Source organism: Streptomyces himastatinicus ATCC 53653 (assembly GCF_000158915.1).
Taxonomy (GTDB): Bacteria; Actinomycetota; Actinomycetes; order Streptomycetales; family Streptomycetaceae; genus Streptomyces; species Streptomyces himastatinicus.
In genome coordinates, this window is sequence record NZ_GG657754.1 from 10,459,149 (window position 1) to 10,478,840 (window position 19,692).

The 19,692-nt window shown below is 70.2% G+C and carries 22 protein-coding genes; 12 read left to right on the forward strand and 10 right to left on the reverse strand.

The features are described from left to right. Window positions 1-7: 7 nt before the first annotated feature. The 3 genes from SSOG_RS43970 to SSOG_RS43980 all read right to left on the reverse strand — a co-directional run bounded on the left by SSOG_RS43970 (window position 8) and on the right by SSOG_RS43980 (window position 1,591). On the reverse strand, window positions 8-628 hold the full coding sequence (locus tag SSOG_RS43970; RefSeq protein ID WP_009720796.1) for a (2Fe-2S)-binding protein: 621 nt from the start codon (window positions 626-628) through the stop codon (window positions 8-10). Between the two features lie 174 nt (window positions 629-802). Further along, entirely contained in the window at window positions 803-1,216 is a 414-nt protein-coding gene (locus SSOG_RS43975; protein WP_039940207.1) for a (R)-mandelonitrile lyase, read from the reverse strand. Between the two features lie 57 nt (window positions 1,217-1,273). Next, on the reverse strand, window positions 1,274-1,591 hold the full coding sequence (locus SSOG_RS43980) for a carboxymuconolactone decarboxylase family protein (RefSeq protein ID WP_009720798.1): 318 nt from the start codon (window positions 1,589-1,591) through the stop codon (window positions 1,274-1,276). Window positions 1,592-1,748: 157 nt separating this feature from the next. On the opposite strand from SSOG_RS43980, the gene SSOG_RS43985 reads away from it, so the two are divergent. Continuing rightward, entirely contained in the window at window positions 1,749-2,615 is an 867-nt protein-coding gene (locus SSOG_RS43985) for a helix-turn-helix transcriptional regulator (RefSeq protein ID WP_039940208.1), read from the forward strand. A 43-nt stretch (window positions 2,616-2,658) separates the two neighbouring features. Here SSOG_RS43985 and SSOG_RS43990 read toward each other — a convergent pair whose 3' ends face one another. Then, the gene (locus SSOG_RS43990; protein WP_050800198.1) at window positions 2,659-4,056 is read right to left on the reverse strand and encodes an MFS transporter; all 1,398 of its coding nucleotides are present in this window, start codon (window positions 4,054-4,056) and stop codon (window positions 2,659-2,661) included. Window positions 4,057-4,211: 155 nt separating this feature from the next. Between SSOG_RS43990 and SSOG_RS43995 the strand changes: the two genes are divergently transcribed. Beyond that, window positions 4,212-5,063, forward strand: coding sequence for a helix-turn-helix transcriptional regulator (locus SSOG_RS43995; protein ID WP_009720801.1), 852 nt, complete (start codon window positions 4,212-4,214; stop codon window positions 5,061-5,063). Window positions 5,064-5,267: 204 nt separating this feature from the next. Then, entirely contained in the window at window positions 5,268-5,966 is a 699-nt protein-coding gene (locus tag SSOG_RS44000) for a TetR/AcrR family transcriptional regulator (protein WP_009720802.1), read from the forward strand. A 68-nt stretch (window positions 5,967-6,034) separates the two neighbouring features. Here the strand turns inward: SSOG_RS44000 and SSOG_RS44005 are convergent, their stop codons facing one another. Then, entirely contained in the window at window positions 6,035-6,403 is a 369-nt protein-coding gene (locus SSOG_RS44005) for a dioxygenase family protein (protein WP_009720803.1), read from the reverse strand. A gap of 66 nt (window positions 6,404-6,469) precedes the next feature. Next, on the reverse strand, window positions 6,470-7,147 hold the full coding sequence (locus SSOG_RS44010; RefSeq protein ID WP_009720804.1) for an SDR family NAD(P)-dependent oxidoreductase: 678 nt from the start codon (window positions 7,145-7,147) through the stop codon (window positions 6,470-6,472). Window positions 7,148-7,397: 250 nt separating this feature from the next. On the opposite strand from SSOG_RS44010, the gene SSOG_RS52895 reads away from it, so the two are divergent. Beyond that, on the forward strand, window positions 7,398-7,589 hold the full coding sequence (locus tag SSOG_RS52895; protein ID WP_154686052.1) for a hypothetical protein: 192 nt from the start codon (window positions 7,398-7,400) through the stop codon (window positions 7,587-7,589). A gap of 59 nt (window positions 7,590-7,648) precedes the next feature. Here the strand turns inward: SSOG_RS52895 and SSOG_RS44015 are convergent, their stop codons facing one another. Continuing rightward, complete coding sequence (locus SSOG_RS44015; RefSeq protein WP_039940210.1) at window positions 7,649-8,395, reverse strand: hypothetical protein; 747 nt, start codon at window positions 8,393-8,395, stop codon at window positions 7,649-7,651. A 238-nt stretch (window positions 8,396-8,633) separates the two neighbouring features. On the opposite strand from SSOG_RS44015, the gene SSOG_RS44020 reads away from it, so the two are divergent. Together SSOG_RS44020 and SSOG_RS47390 are read left to right on the forward strand one after the other, a co-directional pair. After that, window positions 8,634-8,843, forward strand: coding sequence for an IclR family transcriptional regulator (locus SSOG_RS44020; protein ID WP_009720806.1), 210 nt, complete (start codon window positions 8,634-8,636; stop codon window positions 8,841-8,843). Between the two features lie 149 nt (window positions 8,844-8,992). Next, window positions 8,993-9,799, forward strand: a complete 807-nt coding sequence (locus SSOG_RS47390; protein ID WP_009720807.1) for an MFS transporter — start codon at window positions 8,993-8,995, stop codon at window positions 9,797-9,799. A gap of 41 nt (window positions 9,800-9,840) precedes the next feature. On the opposite strand, the gene paaK is transcribed toward SSOG_RS47390, so the two are convergent. The 3 genes from paaK to SSOG_RS44040 form a co-directional block, all read right to left on the reverse strand. Beyond that, window positions 9,841-11,187 (reverse strand): phenylacetate--CoA ligase PaaK, encoded by a 1,347-nt coding sequence (paaK, locus tag SSOG_RS44030; RefSeq protein ID WP_039940211.1) that lies wholly within the window; start codon window positions 11,185-11,187, stop codon window positions 9,841-9,843. Continuing rightward, complete coding sequence (gene paaI / locus SSOG_RS44035) at window positions 11,184-11,633, reverse strand: hydroxyphenylacetyl-CoA thioesterase PaaI (protein ID WP_009720809.1); 450 nt, start codon at window positions 11,631-11,633, stop codon at window positions 11,184-11,186. The genes paaK and paaI overlap by 4 nt, the downstream gene beginning before the upstream one ends. Before the next feature lie 189 nt (window positions 11,634-11,822). Then, complete coding sequence (locus SSOG_RS44040; RefSeq protein ID WP_245606523.1) at window positions 11,823-12,143, reverse strand: cadmium resistance transporter; 321 nt, start codon at window positions 12,141-12,143, stop codon at window positions 11,823-11,825. Between the two features lie 436 nt (window positions 12,144-12,579). On the opposite strand from SSOG_RS44040, the gene argJ reads away from it, so the two are divergent. The 6 genes from argJ to asnB all read left to right on the forward strand — a co-directional run. Beyond that, a complete protein-coding gene (gene argJ / locus SSOG_RS44045; RefSeq protein WP_009720811.1) occupies window positions 12,580-13,740 on the forward strand; it encodes a bifunctional glutamate N-acetyltransferase/amino-acid acetyltransferase ArgJ in 1,161 nt (386 codons plus the stop codon). A gap of 128 nt (window positions 13,741-13,868) precedes the next feature. Beyond that, window positions 13,869-14,939, forward strand: coding sequence for an ABC transporter substrate-binding protein (locus tag SSOG_RS44050; RefSeq protein WP_009720812.1), 1,071 nt, complete (start codon window positions 13,869-13,871; stop codon window positions 14,937-14,939). 2 nt (window positions 14,940-14,941) lie between these two features. Next, window positions 14,942-16,018, forward strand: coding sequence for a FecCD family ABC transporter permease (locus tag SSOG_RS44055; protein ID WP_009720813.1), 1,077 nt, complete (start codon window positions 14,942-14,944; stop codon window positions 16,016-16,018). After that, window positions 16,015-16,860, forward strand: a complete 846-nt coding sequence (locus tag SSOG_RS44060) for an ABC transporter ATP-binding protein (RefSeq protein ID WP_050800199.1) — start codon at window positions 16,015-16,017, stop codon at window positions 16,858-16,860. Before SSOG_RS44055 ends, SSOG_RS44060 begins: the two co-directional genes overlap by 4 nt. A 4-nt stretch (window positions 16,861-16,864) precedes the next feature. Further along, window positions 16,865-18,292: an MFS transporter gene (locus SSOG_RS44065; protein WP_009720815.1), complete on the forward strand. Its 1,428-nt coding sequence runs from the start codon at window positions 16,865-16,867 to the stop codon at window positions 18,290-18,292. Between the two features lie 17 nt (window positions 18,293-18,309). Beyond that, on the forward strand, window positions 18,310-19,692 hold a 1,383-nt coding region (gene asnB / locus SSOG_RS44070; protein WP_009720816.1), incomplete at its 3' end, for an asparagine synthase (glutamine-hydrolyzing).

The window sequence follows — 19,692 nt, forward strand, 5'->3', positions numbered from 1 at the left end:
CCCGGCCTCACTTCCGGCCCGCGGTCTGCTGGACCGCGCGCACGATCTTCACGTAGCAGCCGCAGCGGCAGATGTTGCCGCTCATCCACTCACGGATCTCCTCCGGCGAACCGGTGTGCCCCTCCCGGATGCACCCGACGCCGGACACGATCTGACCAGGGGTGCAGTAACCGCACTGGAAAGCGTCCTCGTCGATGAACGCCTGCTGCAAGGGATGCAACTGGTCGCCGTCGGCCAGGCCCTCGATCGTGGTGACCTCGGCGCCCTCCAGCCGCACGGCCAGCGTCAGGCAGGAGTTGACCCGGCGTCCGTCGACCAGCACCGTGCACGCCCCACAGGCACCGGCGTTGCAGCCCTTCTTCGACCCGGTCAGGCCGAAGTGCTCGCGCAGCAGATCCAGCAGCGACGTGCGGTTGTCCACCGTCACGGTCCGGGGCCGGCCGTTGACCGTCAGGGAGACAGGGCTGGAGGGCGCCGGTCCCGCGGCGACCGCATCCCCGGAGCCGACGAGCAACGACCCTCCGACCACGCCACCCGCGACGACTGCACCACCGACCGCCGTACTGGTGGCGACGAAGGTACGCCGGGTGGGGAGTCCAACAGCGGATTCAGGGCATTCGGTTGACATACCTAAGCCTTCGCATCACGAACGGATCGGCCCGTACAGAGCGGCACGGCAGGGAGGGATCGTCGTCGCCGCGGGCCCTGGAGACCGCGCGCCTCACTGCCGCGGCCGTCCATGAGTCTGGCATCAGGCGTCATGCCTGTGGCAGGGAGAGTTTTGTCCCCCCTTGGTTCTGGCTCAGCGGCCGACGGTGGCGAGGGCCGCCGTGTACTGCTCGTCGGTGACGGGCTCCAGCCAGGTGGTGCCGTCGCCGCTTTCGTCGCCGACGACCATGGCGATGTGGGCCAGGAGGGTGGTGTCGGTGGCACCGTGCCAGTGCTCTTCGCCCGCCGGGCACTTCACCGTCTCGCCCGCGCTCACGCGCGCCACGTGGCCGTCGCGTGTGCCCACCAGACCGACGCCATCGGTGATGTACAGGACCTGGCCCTTGGCGTGGGAGTGCCAGTTGGTGCGGGCCCCGGGGGTGAAACGCACCAGGGCGGAGGACAGACGGGCCGGGTCGGAAGGCGCCTCGATCGGGTTGAGGTAGACGTCGCCGGTGAAGCGCTCGGCCGGAGCCTTGATGGTGGCGGTCTCAGTGATGTGTTCCACGACAGCTTTCCTTGATCGGGTCAGGAGGGGAAGGTTCGGTACCGGTGGCTGCACCGGTCAGGAGCGCTCGTCGGCGATCTTCTTCAGCTGGGTGATCGCCGTCATGGCGTTGGGCCAGCCCGCGTAGAAGGCCAGGTGCGTGATCGCCTCGGACAGCTCCTGGACACTCAGGCCGTTGTCGAGGGCGACGCCCAGGTGGTAGCCGAGTTGCTCGCCGCGGTAGAGGGCGGCCAGCACGCTCACCGTCACCAGACTCCGGTCGCGCGGCGACAGTCCGGGCCGTTCCCAGACATCACCGAAGAGGACCTCGTTGGTGAGCTCGACGAGCTTCGGCGCGATCTCGGCCAGCTCCGCGGGTGCGGACTGCGTCGGCATGAGGGGCAACTCCTTGATCGAAACGAGAGGGGGGATGGGAGCGTCATCGGCTGCCGTTATCGAGGAAACCGCAGCTCATCGTGGTGGGGGAGGGTTTGCCGTTACGGGTACTGACAGAGCCCCCCACGTGGAGGCCACCCGGCCTAGCCTGGAAGGCGTGAGTACCGAGAGCGACATCCGCGAGTTCCTGGCCTCTCGCCGCGCCAAGATCACTCCGCAGCAGGCCGGGCTGCCCGCCTTCGGCGGCAACCGGCGTGTGCCCGGCCTGCGGCGCGAAGAGGTCGCCCTGCTCGCAGGGGTCAGCATCGACTACTACGTCCGCCTGGAGCGCGGCCGCATCGCCGGTGCCTCCGAGGAAGTCCTCGACGCCGTCGCAGGCGCCCTGCAATTGGACGACGCCGAACGTGCCCACCTCTTCGACCTGGCCCGCGCCGCCGCCAAGCGTCCCGCCCGCCGCTCCCGGCGCGCCCGTGGCCCGCTCCCGGACAGCGTTCTGCGCGTGCTGCACTCGATGACCGGCTCGCCGGCCTTCATCCGCAACGGCCGCCTGGACATCCTCGCCACCAACACCCTCGGCCGCGCCCTGTACGCGCCGCTCTTCCCCGACCCGAGCGCGCGGACGGCGAACATCGCCCGCTCCCAGTTCCTCCTGCCAGGGGGCCGGGACTTCTTCCCCCAGTGGGAGGAGTCCGTGAACACCACCGTCGCCCTGCTGCGCACCGAGGCCGGACGCGCCCCGCACGACAGTGAGCTGACCGGCCTGATCGGCGAACTCGTCACCCGCAGCGAGGAGTTCCGCACCGCCTGGGCCAAGCACAACGTCCGCCTTCACCACACCGGCCGCAAGTCCTTCCGCCACCCCGCCATCGGCGTGATCACCTTCGACTTCGACGCCATGGAACTGCCCGCCCAGCCCGGCCTGACCCTCACCGCCTACAGCGCCGCCCCTGGCACACCCGATCACGACACCCTGCAACTCCTGGCCGCCTGGGCCGCGACCGAAGCCGACCAGCCCACCGGGTGACCGGCGTCCCGCGGCCAACAGGACGGATGAGCGGTCCTGGCGATCACGTGTCGCCGCGTCGGGTGGCGCCCATGCGGGAGGCGGCCAGCGCCGCGGCCAAGGCCACGGCGGCGGCCAGGAGGAGGCTGAGGCGCAGGCCATGCTCGAAACCGGCCGAGTCGGACAGCAGCGCGCCGAAGACCGCGACGGCGAGGGCGCCGCCGATCTGCCGACTGGTGTTGAACACGCCGCTGGCGGTGCCGGTGTGGTGCGCGGCGACGTGCTCCAGCAGCAGCGCGGTGGTCGGCGGCATCACCAGCGGCCCGGACAGGCCGATGGGGATCAGCAGCAGAGCGGTCACCCACACCGGCACCGACGCCGGCACCGCGGCCAGCGCGATCGATCCGACCGCGATCAACGTCAGCCCGGCGACGACCGGCACGCGCGGGCCGGTGCGCTCGGCGATACGGGCGGAGAACGGGGTCAGGCAGGCGCTGAGCAGCATCATCGGCAGGAACGCGATCCCGGCGGCCGGCGCGGACAGGCCGTGCTGCTGCTGGAATGAGAGGCTGAACAGGAACGGCAGTCCGTAGAAGCCGACCATGAACGCGAATCCGATGCCGGTGGCGACGACCACCGTCGGCGACCGGAACAGGGTGAGGGGCACCATCGGGTGGGCCACCTTGGCCTGCGCTGTGATGAACGCGGCCAGCGCCACGACGGCGACCGCGAAGGAGATCAGTACCTGCGGTGCGGTGAACCCGGCCGCTCCGGCTTCGATCGCCCCGAAGGTGAGGCCGCCCATCGCGAGGATGGCGGTGATCTGGCCGATCCAGTCGAACGGTGCCGGACGGGTCGGCGAGTGCGGGGCACGGGCGAGCAGCAGCAGGGTGAGGATGCTGACCGGCAGGTTGATCCAGAAGATCATCCGCCAGGAGACGAGGCTCAGCACACCGCCGAGGACCGGGCCCGCGGCTGCGGCCACGGCGCCGCCCATCGCCCACACACCCACGGCGCGCGCCCGGCGGGCCGGGTCGGGAAACGCGTGACGCACCAGCGCCATCGAGGTCGGCATGGTGACGGCCGCACCGATGCCCTGCACCACGCGGGCGGCGATCAGCACCGGTAGCGACGGGGTCAGCCCGCACGCCACGGACGCGACCACGAACAGGACCAGGCCGCCGGTGAACGCCTTGCGCGCGCCGATCCGGTCCGACAGGGAACCGGCCGACAGCAGCAGGGCGGCGAACATCATCGTGTAGCCGTCGACGACCCACTGAAGGCCGGTGATGCCGCCGCCCAGCGCGTCACGGATCGAGGGCAGGACGACGTTCACGATCGTCGCGTCCAGGGTGATCACGAAAAAGCCGAGGACGGCGGCCACCAGCGTCGCCGTGGCGTGCCGGTCCGTCTCGGGCGCGCCCGCCTCCGGCGACCGGTGCGAGGAAGCGGTGAGGGTCATGACGGTGCGTGCTCCTTCCAAGGGGACAAGGACCGGACCCGCTCGGCCGGTCACATGTCCAAGGGACCACCCACCCCCTTTGACCTGGGAGTTCTTGTCAGGAGGGGTACTGGCAGGGACCCTCCGCGCACCATCGGGTGCACTAGGGTGGAACGGTGCCGGCCGACAGCGTTCGCGAGGACATCCGTAACTTCCTCACCAGCCGCAGGGCCCGCCTGGCCCCGAAGGCGGCCGGTCTGCCCGACTACGGCGGGCGCCGACAGGTCAGCGGTCTGCGGCGCTCAGAGGTCGCCCAGCTCGCCGCCATCAGCGTCGAGTACTACACCCGCCTGGAACGCGGCAATGTCCGGGGCGTCTCCGAGGAGATCCTCAACAGCCTCGCCACCGCCCTCCACCTGGATGACGTCGAACGCGCCCACCTGGCCGCCCTCGTCCGTGCCGCCAACGTTCCCCACCGCACCCACGACCGCGACGGCGGCGCCTCACATGTGCGCGACAGCCTCCAGCAACTCCTCGACGCGATGACCGGCGCCGTCGCCTTCGTACGCAACGCCCACCTGGACATCCTCGCCACGAACCAACTCGCCCGCGCCCTGTACGAAGAGGCACTCGACACCACCGAGCAGCCGCCCAATCTGGCCCGCTTCGTCTTCCGCGACGCGCGAGCCCGACGCTTCTACCGCGACTGGGAGGGCATCGCCCACGACGCGGTCGGCAGCCTGCGCACCGAGGCCGCCCGCACGCCCGGCAACACCGAACTCGCCGACCTCATCGCCGAACTCACCGCCCACAGCAGCGAGTTCGCCACGCGCTGGGACGCGCACGATGTCGAGTACTACCGCAGCGGTCAACAACGCTTCCACCACCCCGCAGTCGGTGACCTCGACCTCGACTACGACGCCCTCGAAATCCCCGCCGACCCCGGCCTCACCATCGTCACCTACACCCTCGCCTCCGCCTCCCCGCACGCCGGCGCCTTCACGCGACTCCGGAGCGAGCCGACTTGAGGTGCTCCGACGAGTGCAGGCGACGACTGCGCCCACGAGGCGTTCACCCGACCACCTCGAAGCGCAGGTCCGGGATGCGCCGCAGGCCCTCGGCCCAGTAGGCGCGAAGCGCGTCCGCCCGTTTCCGCACCGATGAGGGCAGCCCCGACGGGACCGGATCGGCAGCATAACTGGATAGGGCAATCCGATTGCTAGGGTGGCCGTATGAACCCTGGCGCCCAACACTCCGACGACTCCGCCGCCCAGCCTCTGCGCAGTGACGCCGAGCGCAACCGCGGGCGGATCATCGCCGCTGCGCGCACGGTGTTCGGGCGTGATGGGCTGACCGCCTCGATGGCCTCCGTGGCCCGTGAGGCGGGGGTGGGGATCGCCACCATGTTCCGCCGTTTCCCCACGAAGGAGGAGCTGGTCGCCGCCGTCTTCTCCGACCGGATGGACGCGTACGCCGACGCGGTCGCGGTCGCCCTGGACGACCCCGACCCCTGGCACGGTTTCGTCGGCTACGTCGAGGCCGCCTGTGCGATGCAGGCCGCCGATTACGGCTTCGCCGACGTGCTGACCATGACCTTCCCCACCGCCAAGGAGCTGGAGGAGCGCCGCGACGAGGCGTACCAGGCCATGCTGAAGCTCATCAAGCGCGCCAAGGCGACGGGTCGTCTGCGCGAGGACTTCGACCCCTCGGATCTGGTGCTCCTGCACATGGCCAACGCCGGTGTCGTGAACGCCACGGGCGACGCCGCGCCGGATGCGTGGCGGCGTGTCGTCGCCCTGATGATCCAGTCCTTCGAAGCCCCTGCCCGTGGCCCCCTGCCCGACTCGCCCGAGCACGACGCCCTCTATCAGGCCATGCTCCGCGCCAGCCCCGAAGGCCCCACCGCACCGGCGCCGGACAAGAGCGGCTGACTTCAGGACCGGAGGTCAGGGCTGGTGCGGGTCTTGAGGACGAAGTCGACGGGGATGACGGGGTCACCCTAGAAGTAGATCTCGCCCCGCCAGGGCGTGATGAGGTCGGCGTTGTGGACCTCGTAATGGATGTGTGCCGGTCGGCAGAGGCTGCGTCCGAGGGCCGCGACGGCTTCGATGACCCCGTCGACCGCCGTGACGTTGGGGTCGGCGTAGGCGACGGGGGTGATGGTGGTGAAGGTGTAGCGGTCGTCGGGGCCAGTGAACAGGTGTCCGCGCAGGTTGCGCTTGGGCACTCCGTCGTCGTACAGCCCGGAGTAGTTGCCGTTGTCGGCCGCGTGGTAGATGTCCAGCTTGGCGCCCGCGAGCGGTTGGCCGTGGCCGTCCAGGACGTGGCCGGAGACGATCAGCGGGGTTCCGGGTTCGTCAGGCCGCATCGGAGAGCGTGGTCATGCCGGTCTGCTCCTTGAGGGAGGGGCCTCAGCAGGCCACGGGGTGCGGTGTCAGAGGCTGAAGACGTGCTCGGCCTGGTCGCGCTTGGTGGTGTGCAACTCCCAGTAGACGGGGGAGATCTGCTCGGGCTGGGCCGTCGGCAGGCCGGGGATGACGGCGGTGCCGATCGACACGTCGATGCCCACGTGGGCGGCCTGGATGCCGGTGCCGGCCAGCTCGTTGTGCAGGTTCATCGCCCAGTTGCGCAGGGCCGCCGCGGCGGCGTTGACGTTGGCGACCTGCGGGACGGGCTCGATCGAGCCGGCGCCGGTGGTGTACAGCAGGGTGCCCGCGCCGGTCGCGCGCATCGCGGGCAGCACCGCCTTCGTGGCGGTGATGGCCCCGTAGAGCTGGAAGTTCATCTCGTGCTCCACATGAGACGGCTCGGTCTCGGCCGGAGTGGTCAGAACGGTGGTGCCGAACGTCCCCACGGGGGAGTACTCCAGGACGTCGATCCCGCCGAACCGCGTGGCGGCGTCCTTGAGCGCCTGGGTGAGCGCGTCGCGGTCGAGTACGTCCGCGGGGAACGCGGCGGCGGTGATGCCCTCGGCGGTGAGCTTGCCGACGAGATCGTCGAGCTTGTTGCCGTTGCGGGAGATCAGGGCGACGTCGAGGCCGTGGGAGCCGAAGGTACGGGCGATGGCCAGGCCCAGCTGGGGCCCGGCTCCGACGATGGCGATGCTGGTCACGGCACGGTCCTTTCATGAAGGCATGCGGGGGGAGAGGGGTTATCCACTTCGCGATTCGGATAGCCCTTTCCGTTTCACTGCTGTCACGGTACCACCAAAAATGGATAAGCCAATCCACTTGCTCGATGGTCGCCGCGAACCCGGGCTGGCCGCCACCTTCCCGCGTAGGATGAGCGGCGCCACGAGGAGCCGTGTTCCTGCGTCAGTTCCACGCGCGAGTGGCGCTACACGCATGTGAGGCGAGCGATGGGTGAACAGCCACAAGCCGGAAGGCGAGCAGGAGAAGGGCTCGATGACGGCGATGGCTTGGGCGACGCGGATTTACCAGGCGGGCGGGGCACGGGCAGGAAGCCGGCGCGGTCCGCGCCGGAGAGCAGCGTCGTCGACCGACTGGTCGCTCTGCAACGCAGGGCAGGAAACGCCGCTGTTGTGTGTTTTCTGAGCCCTCCGAAGGAAAGAGGGGCGGGGCCAGCGGCTCCAACCGCTTCGTCAACGCGGACTTCAGCCCGCCCCGCCCGGGTCGTCGAAGTTCTTGTACTTGTCGATCGGGAAGCCACCCGTGATGCCGGCCACCTGGCCCGCGTCACCTCCCGTGGGCCTGTAGTGACCGCTGTCGTTCGTCCACTTGTCCAGGACGCCGTTGGTGAACACGGCAGTGCCTGCCCAGTACACGTGCCCGTCCCCGGCCTTCGTGGCCTTGGCGAGCGCGGAATGCCCCTCTTCGTGCTCGGTGCCGACTTGCGAAGCCATGATCTTGTCCGGCTTACGGACGGGGACCACGAAGTTGTACTTGCCATTCGCCAGCGCAGGGGCTCCGTACTGCTTACGGCCCTCGTGAGGTGCCGCGGAATACAGCATCGTCGAGAGGTCCAGGGAGAGCTTGTAACGGCGGCCGCGACGCTCCTGGACCATCATCTCGTTGGCGAACGCGACCGTCCCCTGCATGGGCAGGGGAAGCGATTTGTCCAGCTGGCCCTCCAGCTTCGCGGCCTTGTCGTCCATACCCTGGGACCGCAGCAGCCGGGCGGTCCGTCCCAGGGCCGCAGTGGACCGGGATGCTTCTATGTCCTCTCGGGTCGACCGCAGGGCACGCTGCACCGCGATGGCACCGGTCGCGACCCTTTGCACGTCATGCCCGCAGGCGTGGCTGTGCCGGTGCTGCTCGGCGTCGTTGTCCACTCGCTGCACCTGGGCGTGGTCCGCGCTCTCTCCCTCGCGGTCGGCAGGTTCGTGCCCGTTGGCCGCCATACGTTGCAAGTGGGTCAGCCAGGCGCTCGTCAGTCCCGCGCGAGGCGCGTTGGCGCGCGATGTGGGTAAGGGCTGTCCGTTCCTACGAGCGTGTCCGTGTCCTAGGTAATGCACGCAATTCCTCTCCAGCGGCACGGGATCTTTCGTCCCGTTCTAAGCCACCACGGAGGTTGCGGCAAGGTCCGTTCGGGCAGGCTGTCTGCCCTCCTGGTGCCCGAGCACTACGGATTGGCTTGCCGTGGAGCAGGGGAGCGGGTTGTTGCGGCTCGGCCCGTCGGCCGCGCGGCTGGCCTCCGCGGCGGTGAGCTCGACGGATCTGACCGCTACGGCGATGCCGGTCATCTCCCGGCTGATGCGCGAAACCCGGGAGACCGCCAGCCTCGGGGTGCCGAACGGCGTGAACATGGTGTTCGTGCACGTGAGCGCGGTCCGCGTCCGGTGGCGGTGACGACGAGTCCAGTTGCTGCGAGGACGCCTTCGCGCAGCGGGTTCTCGCCCCGGTCGAATTCGAAGATCAGCGGCTCCCCGCCGGCCATGCCGAAGGGCGCGCGGGGCACCGCCGACAGCAGTTGAAGTGTCGCGGCCTGGACGAGCCCCATGGGCGTGTCCTCGCTGCTCATCGCGCTGCTGCCGGGCTATGCCAGGCTCGGTCTGGCCGCGCCCTGTCTGCTGATCCTGCTGCGCTGCGTCCAGGGGTTCAGCCTGGGCGGAGAGTCCACCGCGGCCCGGCTCATGGCGATGGAGTACGCGCCGCCAGGCCGCCGGGCGCTCTACGGGGCCGTGGTCAACATGGGCTCACCGGCCGGACAGGTTCTCATCGCGCTGGTGCTGCTCGGGCTGCGTGGCGCGGTGGGAGAGGACGCCTTCGCCTCCTGGGCCTGGCGGATCCCCTTCGCCATCGGCTTCGGCCTCGCCATCGTCGGTTACGTACTGCGCCGCAAGGTGGAGGAGTCGCCCGCCTTCCGGGAGGCGTTGCACCGCAAGGCGACGACGGACCGGCCGCTGGCCACCGTCCTGAAGACGCACCGGGGCCACATCGCCCGGCTGACCTTCCTGTGGGCCGCGAACATCGCGTGCAGCTCATGGCCGCTGATGCTGCTGGCGATGGTGCTCACGCTGGTGGCGGACTACATCGAGTTCGGCGTGCTCGCCGCGATCTTCGCGGAGCCCTACCCGACCCAGTTGCGCTACTCCGGGCACGCCTCGGCGTACACCTTCACCAATCTGCCGGGTGGCGGCCCGACGCCCTTCGTGGCCGCCCTGCTGCTGGACTGGACGGGCTCACCCTGGAGCATCGCGGGGCTGTTGGCGGCCGCGTACGTGCTGAGCCTGGTCCTGATCGCGTGCACACCGGAAACCAAGGACGTCGACTTCCACGGCCCGACCGATCCGGCGCATGAGTGAATGCCGGGAAACGGCGCCGTCATTCGCCGTAGGCGTGGCGATCACTGCCGACGCAGGTCCTTGACGCGGCGGAGTTTGCCGAGCGAGCGCTCCAGGGTCTCCATCTCGACGATCGCCACCTCGACGGTGACTCCGATGCTGTCCTTGACGCCCTGGACGATCTCTCTGGCAGCCGCCTCCCGCTGCTCCTTGCCGACGCCGGGGCCGGCCTCTACGCGGATGGTCATGTGGTCCATGCGGCCGCGCCGGGTGAGCTGGATCTGGAAGTGCGGGGCGACGCCGGGAGCGCGCAGCACGATCTCCTCGATCTGGCTGGGGAAGATGTTCACCCCACGCAGGATGATCATGTCGTCGCAGCGGCCGGTGATCTTCTGGATGCGGCGGAAGGCGGGCCGGGCGGTACCGGGCAGCAGCCGGGTCAGGTCGCGGGTCCGGTAACGGATGACCGGCAGGCCCTCCTTGGTGAGGGAGGTGAAGGCCAGTTCGCCGTCCTCGCCGTCGGGCAGGACGTCGTCCGTGAGGGGGTCGACGATCTCGGGGTAGAAGTGGTCCTCCCACACGTGCAGACCGTCCTTGGTCTCCACGCACTCCTGGGCGACGCCGGGGCCGATCACCTCCGACAGGCCGTAGATGTCGACGGCGTGGATGTCCATACGCTCCTCGATCTCGCGGCGCATCTCCTCCGTCCAGGGTTCCGCGCCGAAGATACCGACCTGGAGGGAGGTGGACCGCGGGTCGATGCCCTGCTTCTCGAACTCGTCGAGCAGGGTGAGCATGTACGAGGGGGTGACCATGATGATCTCGGGCTTGAAGTCCTGGATGATCTGCACCTGGCGTGCGGTCATGCCGCCGGAGGCCGGGACGACCGTACAACCGGCCCGCTCGGCGCCGTAGTGAGCGCCGAGGCCGCCGGTGAACAGGCCGTAGCCGTAGGAGATGTGCACCTTGTGGCCGGGGCGGCCGCCGGCCGCGCGGATCGAGCGGGCGACGACGTCCGCCCACAGGGAGAGGTCGTTGTCGGTGTAGCCGACGACGGTGGCCCGGCCGGTGGTGCCGCTGGAGGCGTGGACTCGGCGGATGCGGTCCATGGGCACGGCGAACATGCCGAAGGGATAGGTGTCGCGCAGATCGGCCTTGGTGGTGAAGGGGAAGCGGGCCAGGTCCTCCAGCGAGCGGCAGTCCTCGGGCGCGACGCCGGCGTCGTCGAACTTCCTGCGGTACAGCTCCACGTTGTCGTACGCGTGCCGCAACGTCGTTCGCAGTCGGCTCAGCTGAAGCGTTCTCAGTTCCTCGCGGGACATCCGCTCCGCGTCGTCCAGCAGGTGGGCGGGGAGCGGTTCGCCACGGCGGGCCGCGGCAGTCGGCGGGGTCATGACTTCCCTGGTCATGGCGACTCCTCGAGGTGCGTGCTCCTGATGCTGCGGCTGCGACCGCGGAACTCCGCGATCACCTCGTCGCCACGCCGGACGCTCACGTCGTAGATGCCGCTGCGGCCGAACCGGGTGCGCTCCCGGGCGGTGGCCACCAGGACGTCTCCCTCATGCGCGGGGGCGATGAAGTCGATGTCGGCTCCGGCGGCGACGGTCACCGGACCGTGACTGTTGCAGGCGCAGGCGAACGCGGTGTCAGCGAAGAGGAACAGACAACCGCCGTGGGCGATCCTGTGGCCGTTGACCATCGCCGCGGTCACGGTCATCCGGAGCGCGGCGGTCCCTTCGCCGTGCTCCAGCAGTTCGATGCCGAACTCCCGGGACGCCCGGTCCATGGCGAGCATCCGCTCGACGGGGTCCTGTGCCGCGTGAGTGGCTCGCGTCACTGATTCCACCACCTCCATCCCGACCGAACATTCGGTTACCGAGCAGCACGGCCAAGTAATCCAGCCCGGCCACTGCCTGTCAAGAGAGGGGAATGGATGCCGCGGAAGAACCCTCTCGGACTCGAAAAGCCATGGCCAAGCGGCGTGGCGGCATGCGTCGATCAGGTCGCCGATGGGGACGAGGGAGAGGTGCCTGCCGGGGCCGGGTCACATGCCGAAGGCGCCGCCTTCGATGAGAATGAGCAGGCCGATGGCGATCAGGACCAGCGGCAGCAGGATGTGGCCCCGACGGGCGAGGGCCTTGGCGATGACCGGTCGGGTGGCGAAGAACCGGCCGGCGAAGCACCACACGGCCACCAGCGCCAGGAACACCGCGGCGTACACGCTCATCCCGCCGATGCCGGCGGTGGCGAAGACGGGCACGTAGACGCCGATGTTGTCGCCGCCGTTGGCGAAGGTGACCGCGGCGACCTCCAGCGGGCTCGGCCCGCCCTCCTCGGCTCGCGCCTCCTCCGAACGCGGCGGCAACCGCCACGGCGAGGATCGCCGCGAAGCCCAGGTACTGGCCGAGCACGATGCGGCGTGTGGAACCGCGGCTCCCGGCGCCCTGCGCGAAGAACAGCGCCAGGATCAGGATGTCGTCGATGTTGGTGACGGCGAACAATCCGGCCGCCTGCCCGATGATGCCCAAGTCCACAGGTGATGTCTCCGGTCGGTGGTGTGGTACTCCTGCGCGTACGCCGGAAGCGAAGCATGGCTATGCAGCGACAGGCAATGGAGCAGAGCGTCAGAGGGACGTCGAGTGCCTCCAAGCAGTGCACTGCTCAAGGTGGTTACGTGCAACGTGATCCATTCATGCTGTCTAGGTGAATCAATATGCGTTAAGCTGTATCAACATTCATTGTGGGCCAGGGTCGGCGCAAGCACGCGGGGCCGCTGGCCCCTTCGGGGAGGTGTATCGACCATGCAGGAAGAGACTCTGTGCCCACGGGGCTTTCGCAGCGTTTCGACGAACATGGGGCTCAAGGACGTCGAGGACGACTTCGTGGCCGTCGTCTCCGAGGTGCCCGCGCGATCCGCCGCGGTGTTCACCCAGTCCCGTTTCGCCGGCCCCAGTGTCGTACTCAGCCGCGAGGCGGCGACACGGCAGGACAGCCGTGGCATGGTCGTGCTCTCCCGCAACGCGAACGTCGCCACCGGCCGTGCCGGTGCCGAACACGCCGAGGAGGTGCGCGGGAGGGTCGCCACGATCGTGGGGATCCCGCCCGAGGAGCTGGTCATCGGCTCCACCGGTGTGATTGGCCGCCCCTACCCGATGCAGAGCATCAGGGCCGGGCTCGACGCCCTCACGTGGCCGTTCCCCGAGGCGGACTACGCCGCTGCGGCCGGGGCGATGATGACGACGGACACCCGTCCCAAGTACTTCTCGGTGCGGTGCGGGGACGCAGTGCTCACAGGTATCGCCAAGGGCGTGGGCATGATCGAGCCGAACATGGCCACCCTGCTGACCTTCTTCTTCACCGACGCGGACGTTCCGGCCGCCGAGCTGGACGCTCTTTTCAGGCGGGTGATGGACAAGACGTTCAACGCGCTGAGCATCGACACGGACACCTCGACCAGCGACACCGCCGCCGTGTTCGCCAACGGTCTGGCGGGCCCGGTCGACCTGGCCGCCTTCGAGCAGGCCCTGTACGAGTGCGCCCTGCACCTGGTGCGGGACATCGCATCCGACGGTGAAGGCGCGAGCAAGCTCATCGAGGTCCAGGTCACCGGTGCCCGCGATGACGCACAGGCCAAGCTGGTCGGCAAGACCGTGGTCAACTCCCCGCTGGTCAAGGCCGCGGTGCACGGGGGTGACCCGAACTGGGGCCGTGTGGCGATGGCCATCGGGAAGCTCCACGAGGAGACCGACATCGAGCCCGCCCGCGTCCGCATCGCATTCGGGGACCTGGTGATGCACCCGGAGGAGCCGAGCGACGAACTCCTCGGACAGGCCGCCGCCTACCTCGCGGGGGACGAGGTGGTCATCCGGGTAGCCCTGGGTATCGCCCAAGGGGCGTTCACCGTCTACGGCTGCGACCTCACGGAGGGATACGTGAAGATCAACGCCGACTACACGACCTGACCTCGGCGCTTACGAACGGACGGCGGCTACCGGGGAACTGGCCGGGAACTCACGCTGCCTTCGCCGCGACTACTGGAACGGGTGACGGATGATCGCCCGCGTACCGAGTGGATTCCAGGAGTTGTGCGATGCGTTCTCGTATGTGGGGCGGTACGGCGGCCGTGGTGCTGGGCGGCCTGCTGGTGGCGGGCTGCGGTGGCGGGGAGGACGCGGCGGGCGCGCGGAAGGCCGGGGTCTCCGTCTCCGGTGGGTACCCGGTGACGGTCACCGACTGCATGGGCGCCAAGACCACGTTCTCCGCCGCCCCGAAGAAGATCGTCACCAGCAACGCCTCCAGCCTGGAACTGCTGCTCCGCCTCGGCGCCGGGGACAAGGTCCTCGGCACCGGCTTCCCGCCCGGCAAGGGCACGCTGCCCGGCGCGCTCGACACCGAGGCGCAGAAGGTCGAGGTGCTCGGCCGGACCGTGATCCCCAAGGAGAAGCTGCTCGGCTCCGGCGCCGACCTGTACATCGACACCTTCGCCTCCATGGGAAGCATGGGCGGCGGAGGCATGGGCGACGCGCCGACCGAGGAGGAGTTCACGGCGGCCGGGATCAAGCACACGTACCTGAAGTCCACCGCCTGTGCGGCCGCGAACAAGCAGCCGGTCACCGATCTGTCCGCGGTCGAGGCCGACATCACCTCCCTCGGGGCGGTCACCGGCACGGGCGCGAAGGCGAAGGAACTCGTCGCCGGGATGAGGGCGAAGGTGGACGCCGTCCAGAAGGCGGTCGGCGGCACGGGGGAGAGCAGGCGCCCGACGTACTTCTTCTTCGACTACGACGCCGGTACCAAGCAACCCACCGTCGTCTGCAACCGCCAGGTCGCCCATGCCGTGATCACCTTGGCCGGGGCCCGCAACGCCTTCGCCGACTGCGACGGCGACTACAGGCAGGTCGGCTGGGAGGACGTGATCGCCAAGAACCCGGACTGGATCCAGCTCGGCGTCCGCAACCGGGGCAGCGAGGCGGCGAACGAGAAGGCGTTCGACGAGGCGGAGAAGTGGCTCAAGTCCAACTCGGCCACCAAGGGCCTGAAGGCCGTCAAGGAAGGCCACTTCGTACGCATCGGCTCCGAGCAGACCACCATCGCCGGGGTGGAGAACGCCGGCACGGTCGAGAAGATCGCCAAGGCCCTTTACCCCGGCAAGGTCGGCTAGCGGTGGCCTCCACCCTGTTGCGCGGCAAAGTCACGGACGCCGCTGCGGACGCGCGTAGTCTGCCCGCCGGGCCGGTTGCTCTCGTCCTCGGCGTGACGCTGGTGGTCGCGCTGACGGCGGCCGTGGCCTGGGGGTCGACATCCATTCCGCCCGGCGAGGTATGGGGTGTGGTGTGGCGGCGGCTGTCCGGCGAGGCGCCGCGCCCGGGTACGAACGACCTGATCGTGTGGCAACTGCGCGTGCCCCGGGCCCTGTTGGCCGCGCTCGTCGGCGCCGGGCTCGGCCTCGTCGGTACGGCCGTACAGGCCCTGGTGCGCAACCCGCTGGCCGACCCGTATCTGCTGGGCATCTCCAACGGCGCCTCCCTCGGGGCGGTGGCCGCGATCGTGCTCGGCCTCGGCGCGGGCGGGGCGCTGGGCCTCGGCCTGTCCGGCGCGGCCTTCGCCGGAGCCCTCGCGACCTTCGCGCTCGTGTGGGCGGTGGCCCGGCGCGGCGGGGGCTTCGCCCCGCTGCGGCTGGTGCTGGCCGGGGTCGCGATCGGCCAGTTCCTGTCCGGCTTCACCAGCTACCTCGTGCTCCAGGCCGGGGACGAGCAGCAGACCCACAGCGTGCTGTTCTGGCTCATGGGCAGCCTCAGCGGGGCGAACTGGGAACTGCTCGCGGTCCCCGCGGTGGCGGTTCCGGTGGCCCTCCTGTGGCTGCAAGCACGGGCCCGGGGCCTGAACGCGCTGCTGATGGGCGATGAGACGGCGGCCGGACTCGGCGTCGACGTCACCCGGCTGCGCCGCGAGCTGTTCACGGTGACCAGCGTGCTGACCGGTGTCCTCGTCGCGGTGTCCGGCGCGATCGCCTTCGTCGCGCTGATGGTGCCGCACGTCTGCCGCCTGGTTCTCGGCGGTGACCACCGGCGGCTTCTGCCCGTCTCCGCGCTGTTCGGCGCCCTGCTGCTCGTCGTGGTCGACATCGTCTGCCGTACGGCCATGGACACCCAGGAGCTGCCGGTCGGCGTGATCACCTCCCTCATCGGGGCCCCGGCCCTGCTGTATCTGCTGGACCGGCGCCTGGGGAGCGGCAGTTGAGGATCGACATCGAAGACCTGAACGTCGCCTACGCGGGCCGTACGGTCGTGGCCGGTGCGCGTCTGGTGGCGGCCGAAGGCGAGATCACCGGCCTGGTCGGACCGAACGGCAGTGGCAAGTCCACCCTCCTGCGCACCGTCTACCGGCACCTGAAGCCCACTGCCGGGCGCGTCCTGCTGGACGGTAGAGACCTGCGTGAGGTGTCTCCGGTCCAGTCCGCCCGGCATGTGGCGGCCCTGCCCCAGGAGCGGGGGAGCGACTTCGAGCTGACGGTACGCGAGGTCGTCGCCATGGGCCGCACACCGTACAAGCGGGCCTTCGCGGGAGAGGACGCCACCGACCGGGACCTCGTCGCGGGGGCACTGAGCGGCGTCGGCATGGAGGGGCACGCCGGCCGCAGGTTCACGGCCCTGTCCGGTGGCGAGCGGCAACGTGTCCTGCTGGCACGGGCGTTCGCTCAGGATCCGGACGTCCTGGTGCTGGACGAGCCGACCAACCACCTCGACATCCGCCACCAGGTCGAGCTGCTCACCCTGCTGCGTGCCCAGCGCCGCACGACACTGGTGTCGCTGCACGACCTGAACGCGGCCGCGTCCGTCTGCGACCGGCTGCACGTGCTGCACGGTGGCGCCGTGGTCGCTTCCGGCCGGCCGCGTGACGTCCTCACGACCGAGCTGATGGCCCAGGTGTTCGGCGTACGGGCCGTCGTGGTCGACCATCCGCTGACCGGCGATCCGCTGATCGCCTTCGACCACCGGGACCCGGCGGGCGCCGAGGCGGCTGTGGTGTCGGGGACAGGCCGAGGCAGCCATTCGGCACCCGGCCACGGCAGTGAGGGGTAAAGGGATGACACGGCACGGTTCCGGCTCGGACCTATCCGTGGGGGAGGACCGCTGGACGCTGGTGGCCGCGGCGGGCCTGCTGGCGTTCGTGGCGATGCTCGACATGAACATCGTCAACGTGGCCCTGGCGGACATCGCTGACGGGCTGAACGTTTCCGCGGCGACCGCCCAGTGGGCGGTCCTCGCGTACCAACTGCCCGTCGTGGCTTTCCTGCTGCCCGTCGGGCGGTGGCTGGACGGCGGGGGGACGCGCACCGTCGTGCTGGCCGCGACCGCTGGCTTCGGCCTCTGTAGCGCCCTGGCGGCCGCAAGTCCCTGGGCGGCCTGGCTGATCGCGGCCCGCCTGGCTCAGGGCGTCTTCGGGGCGGTGCTGTTCGTGCTGATGCCGGTGCTCGCGATGCGTTCGGTACGGCCGGGGCTGCGGGGACGGGCGATGAGCGTGCCGGCGACCCTGGGCCCGCTGGGGGCGGTGACGGGACCGGCCGTGGGCGGTCTGCTGCTGGACCACTTGGGCTGGCGCTATGTCTTCCTCGTCAAGATCCCCTTCTGCCTGCTCGCGATGGTCGTGGTGTGGCGGGCGATGCCGGGGGACGGCCGTCCGCGTCCGCCCGACGGCCGGTCGCTGCTGGACGCGCTGCTGGTGGCCACGGGCGTGGCGGCGCTGCTGCTGACGCTGACCCTGGCGTGGGACGGCCCCGGGTGGCTGGTGCTCGCCGTCGCCGCCGTTCCGCCGCTGTGGTGGTGGCTGCGCGGTCCGGGCGGCCGTCCGGTTGCGGATGTGCTGCGGTTCTCAGGACTGCTGCGGGCGCATGGGGCGGTGCTGGCACTCGCGACCGGATTCGCCGCCATGCACTACGTCGTCGCCCTGCACCTCCAGCGTGACGACGGCGTCAGCGCCACCACGACCGGCCTGACCGTCCTGGCCTTTCCGCTCGGCATGGGCGTGGCCGGGCCCCTCGGCGGACGCCTCGCCGACTTCCCCCGAGCTCTCGGCTCCGCTCGAGCAGGGGGGACCCCCGCCGGCGCCCGGCGGGTCGCGGTCACCGGTGCCGTGCTCACCGCGGTCGGCCTGCTCCTGCTCGTTCCGCTGGGCAACGGCTGGTCACCGTGGGAGGTGGCCTGGCGGCTGGCGCTGGCCGGAGTCGGCATGGGTCTCAACGGCGGTCCCACGCAAGCCCTGGTCATGGGCGCCGTACCACCGGACCGGACCGCCACCGTCGGATCCACGGTGCAGCTCGCCCGCAGCCTCGGCTTCACCCTCGGACCCGCCCTGGCGACCGCGGCCCTGGGCCTGGCCGGGCCTGGCGGCGGCGTACACGCCGGACTCGCGCTGGCCGCCGTCGCCGCCTGTCTCGCCGTACCGCTGCTCGCTCGACGGTCGGCCGCTGTGCCCGACAAGACCACCGGCGCGGCTCCCGCCGTCCGTCCCTGATCCCAGGAGTTCTCCCCATGTGCGGAATCACCGGCTGGGCGTCCTTTCACGGCGACGCCCGCAACCAGGCCCCGGTCATCGAGGCCATGACCGGCTCCCTCACCCCACGCGGTCCCGACGCGGGCGGCGTCTGGCTCGGCGAGCGGGCCGCCATCGGCCACCGCCGTCTGGCCGTCATCGACCTGGCCGGAGGCGCTCAGCCGATGACCGACCGGCCGAGTGAGCCGACCGTCGTGCTCAGCTACAGCGGCGAGGTCTACAACCACCACGCACTGCGGGCCGAGCTGCGCGGCCGAGGGCACGCCTTCCGTACCCGCAGCGACACCGAGGTGGTGCTGCGTGCCTACGCCGAATGGGGCGAGGACGCGGCCGAGCACCTGGACGGAATGTTCGCCTTCGCCGTCTGGGACGAACGCGCCCAGCGGCTGCTGCTGGTACGGGACCGGCTCGGGGTCAAGCCCTTGTACTGGGCGCGCGTCGACGGCGGATTGGCCTTCGCCTCCGAACCCAAGGCGCTGTTCGCCCATCCGGAGATACGGCCCCGGGTGGACGCGGACGGGCTGAGGGAGGCGTACAGCCTGCTGTTCAACACCGGCCCTACGGTGTGGTCCGGCATCCGGGAGGTCGAACCCGGCGGGCTGCTCGTGCTGGACCGCGACGGCGTCCGGGAGCGTCGTTACTGGCAACTGGACGCCACGCCCCACACCGACGACGGGGAAGCGACGTTGGAGCGGATCCGCGAGCTGGTCGGCACGGCGGCCCGGAGCCAGTTGGAGGCCGACGTCCCGCTGTGCAGCCTGCTCTCCGGCGGGCTCGACTCCACCGTCCTGACCGCTCTGCTCGCCGGTGAACTCCGCGAGCGGGAGGGGACGGACGCCCGTATCCGCTCGTACGCCGTCGACTACAGCGACCAGGCCGAGCAGTTCACCGGCGATGTCCTGCGCACCGGCCACGACACCCCCTATGCCGCCGAGGCCGGGGCCTTCATCGGCACCGACCACAGCGTCGTCGTCCTCGACCCGCGCGCCCTGCTCGATCCCGAGCACCGCAAGGCCGTCGTCGTGGCCCGCGACTCGCCGATCGGCGTCGGCGACATGGACACCTCGCTGTACCTGCTGTTCGGGGAGATACGCCGGCACTCCACCGTCGCCCTGTCCGGTGAGGCCGCCGACGAGGTGTTCGGTGGCTACCCCTGGTTCCACAACCCCAAGGCCCTGGCGGCGGACACCTTCCCCTGGCTGCTGGTCACGGGGGACGAGGCCGCCATGCCACTGAACCCGGAACTGGACCTGCGCATCGGCGAGTTCCGCGACGACACGTACCGTGGCGCGCTGGCCGCCGTACCGCACCTGGACGGCGAGACGCCCGCCGAGCACCGGCAGCGCGAGATGCAGCACCTG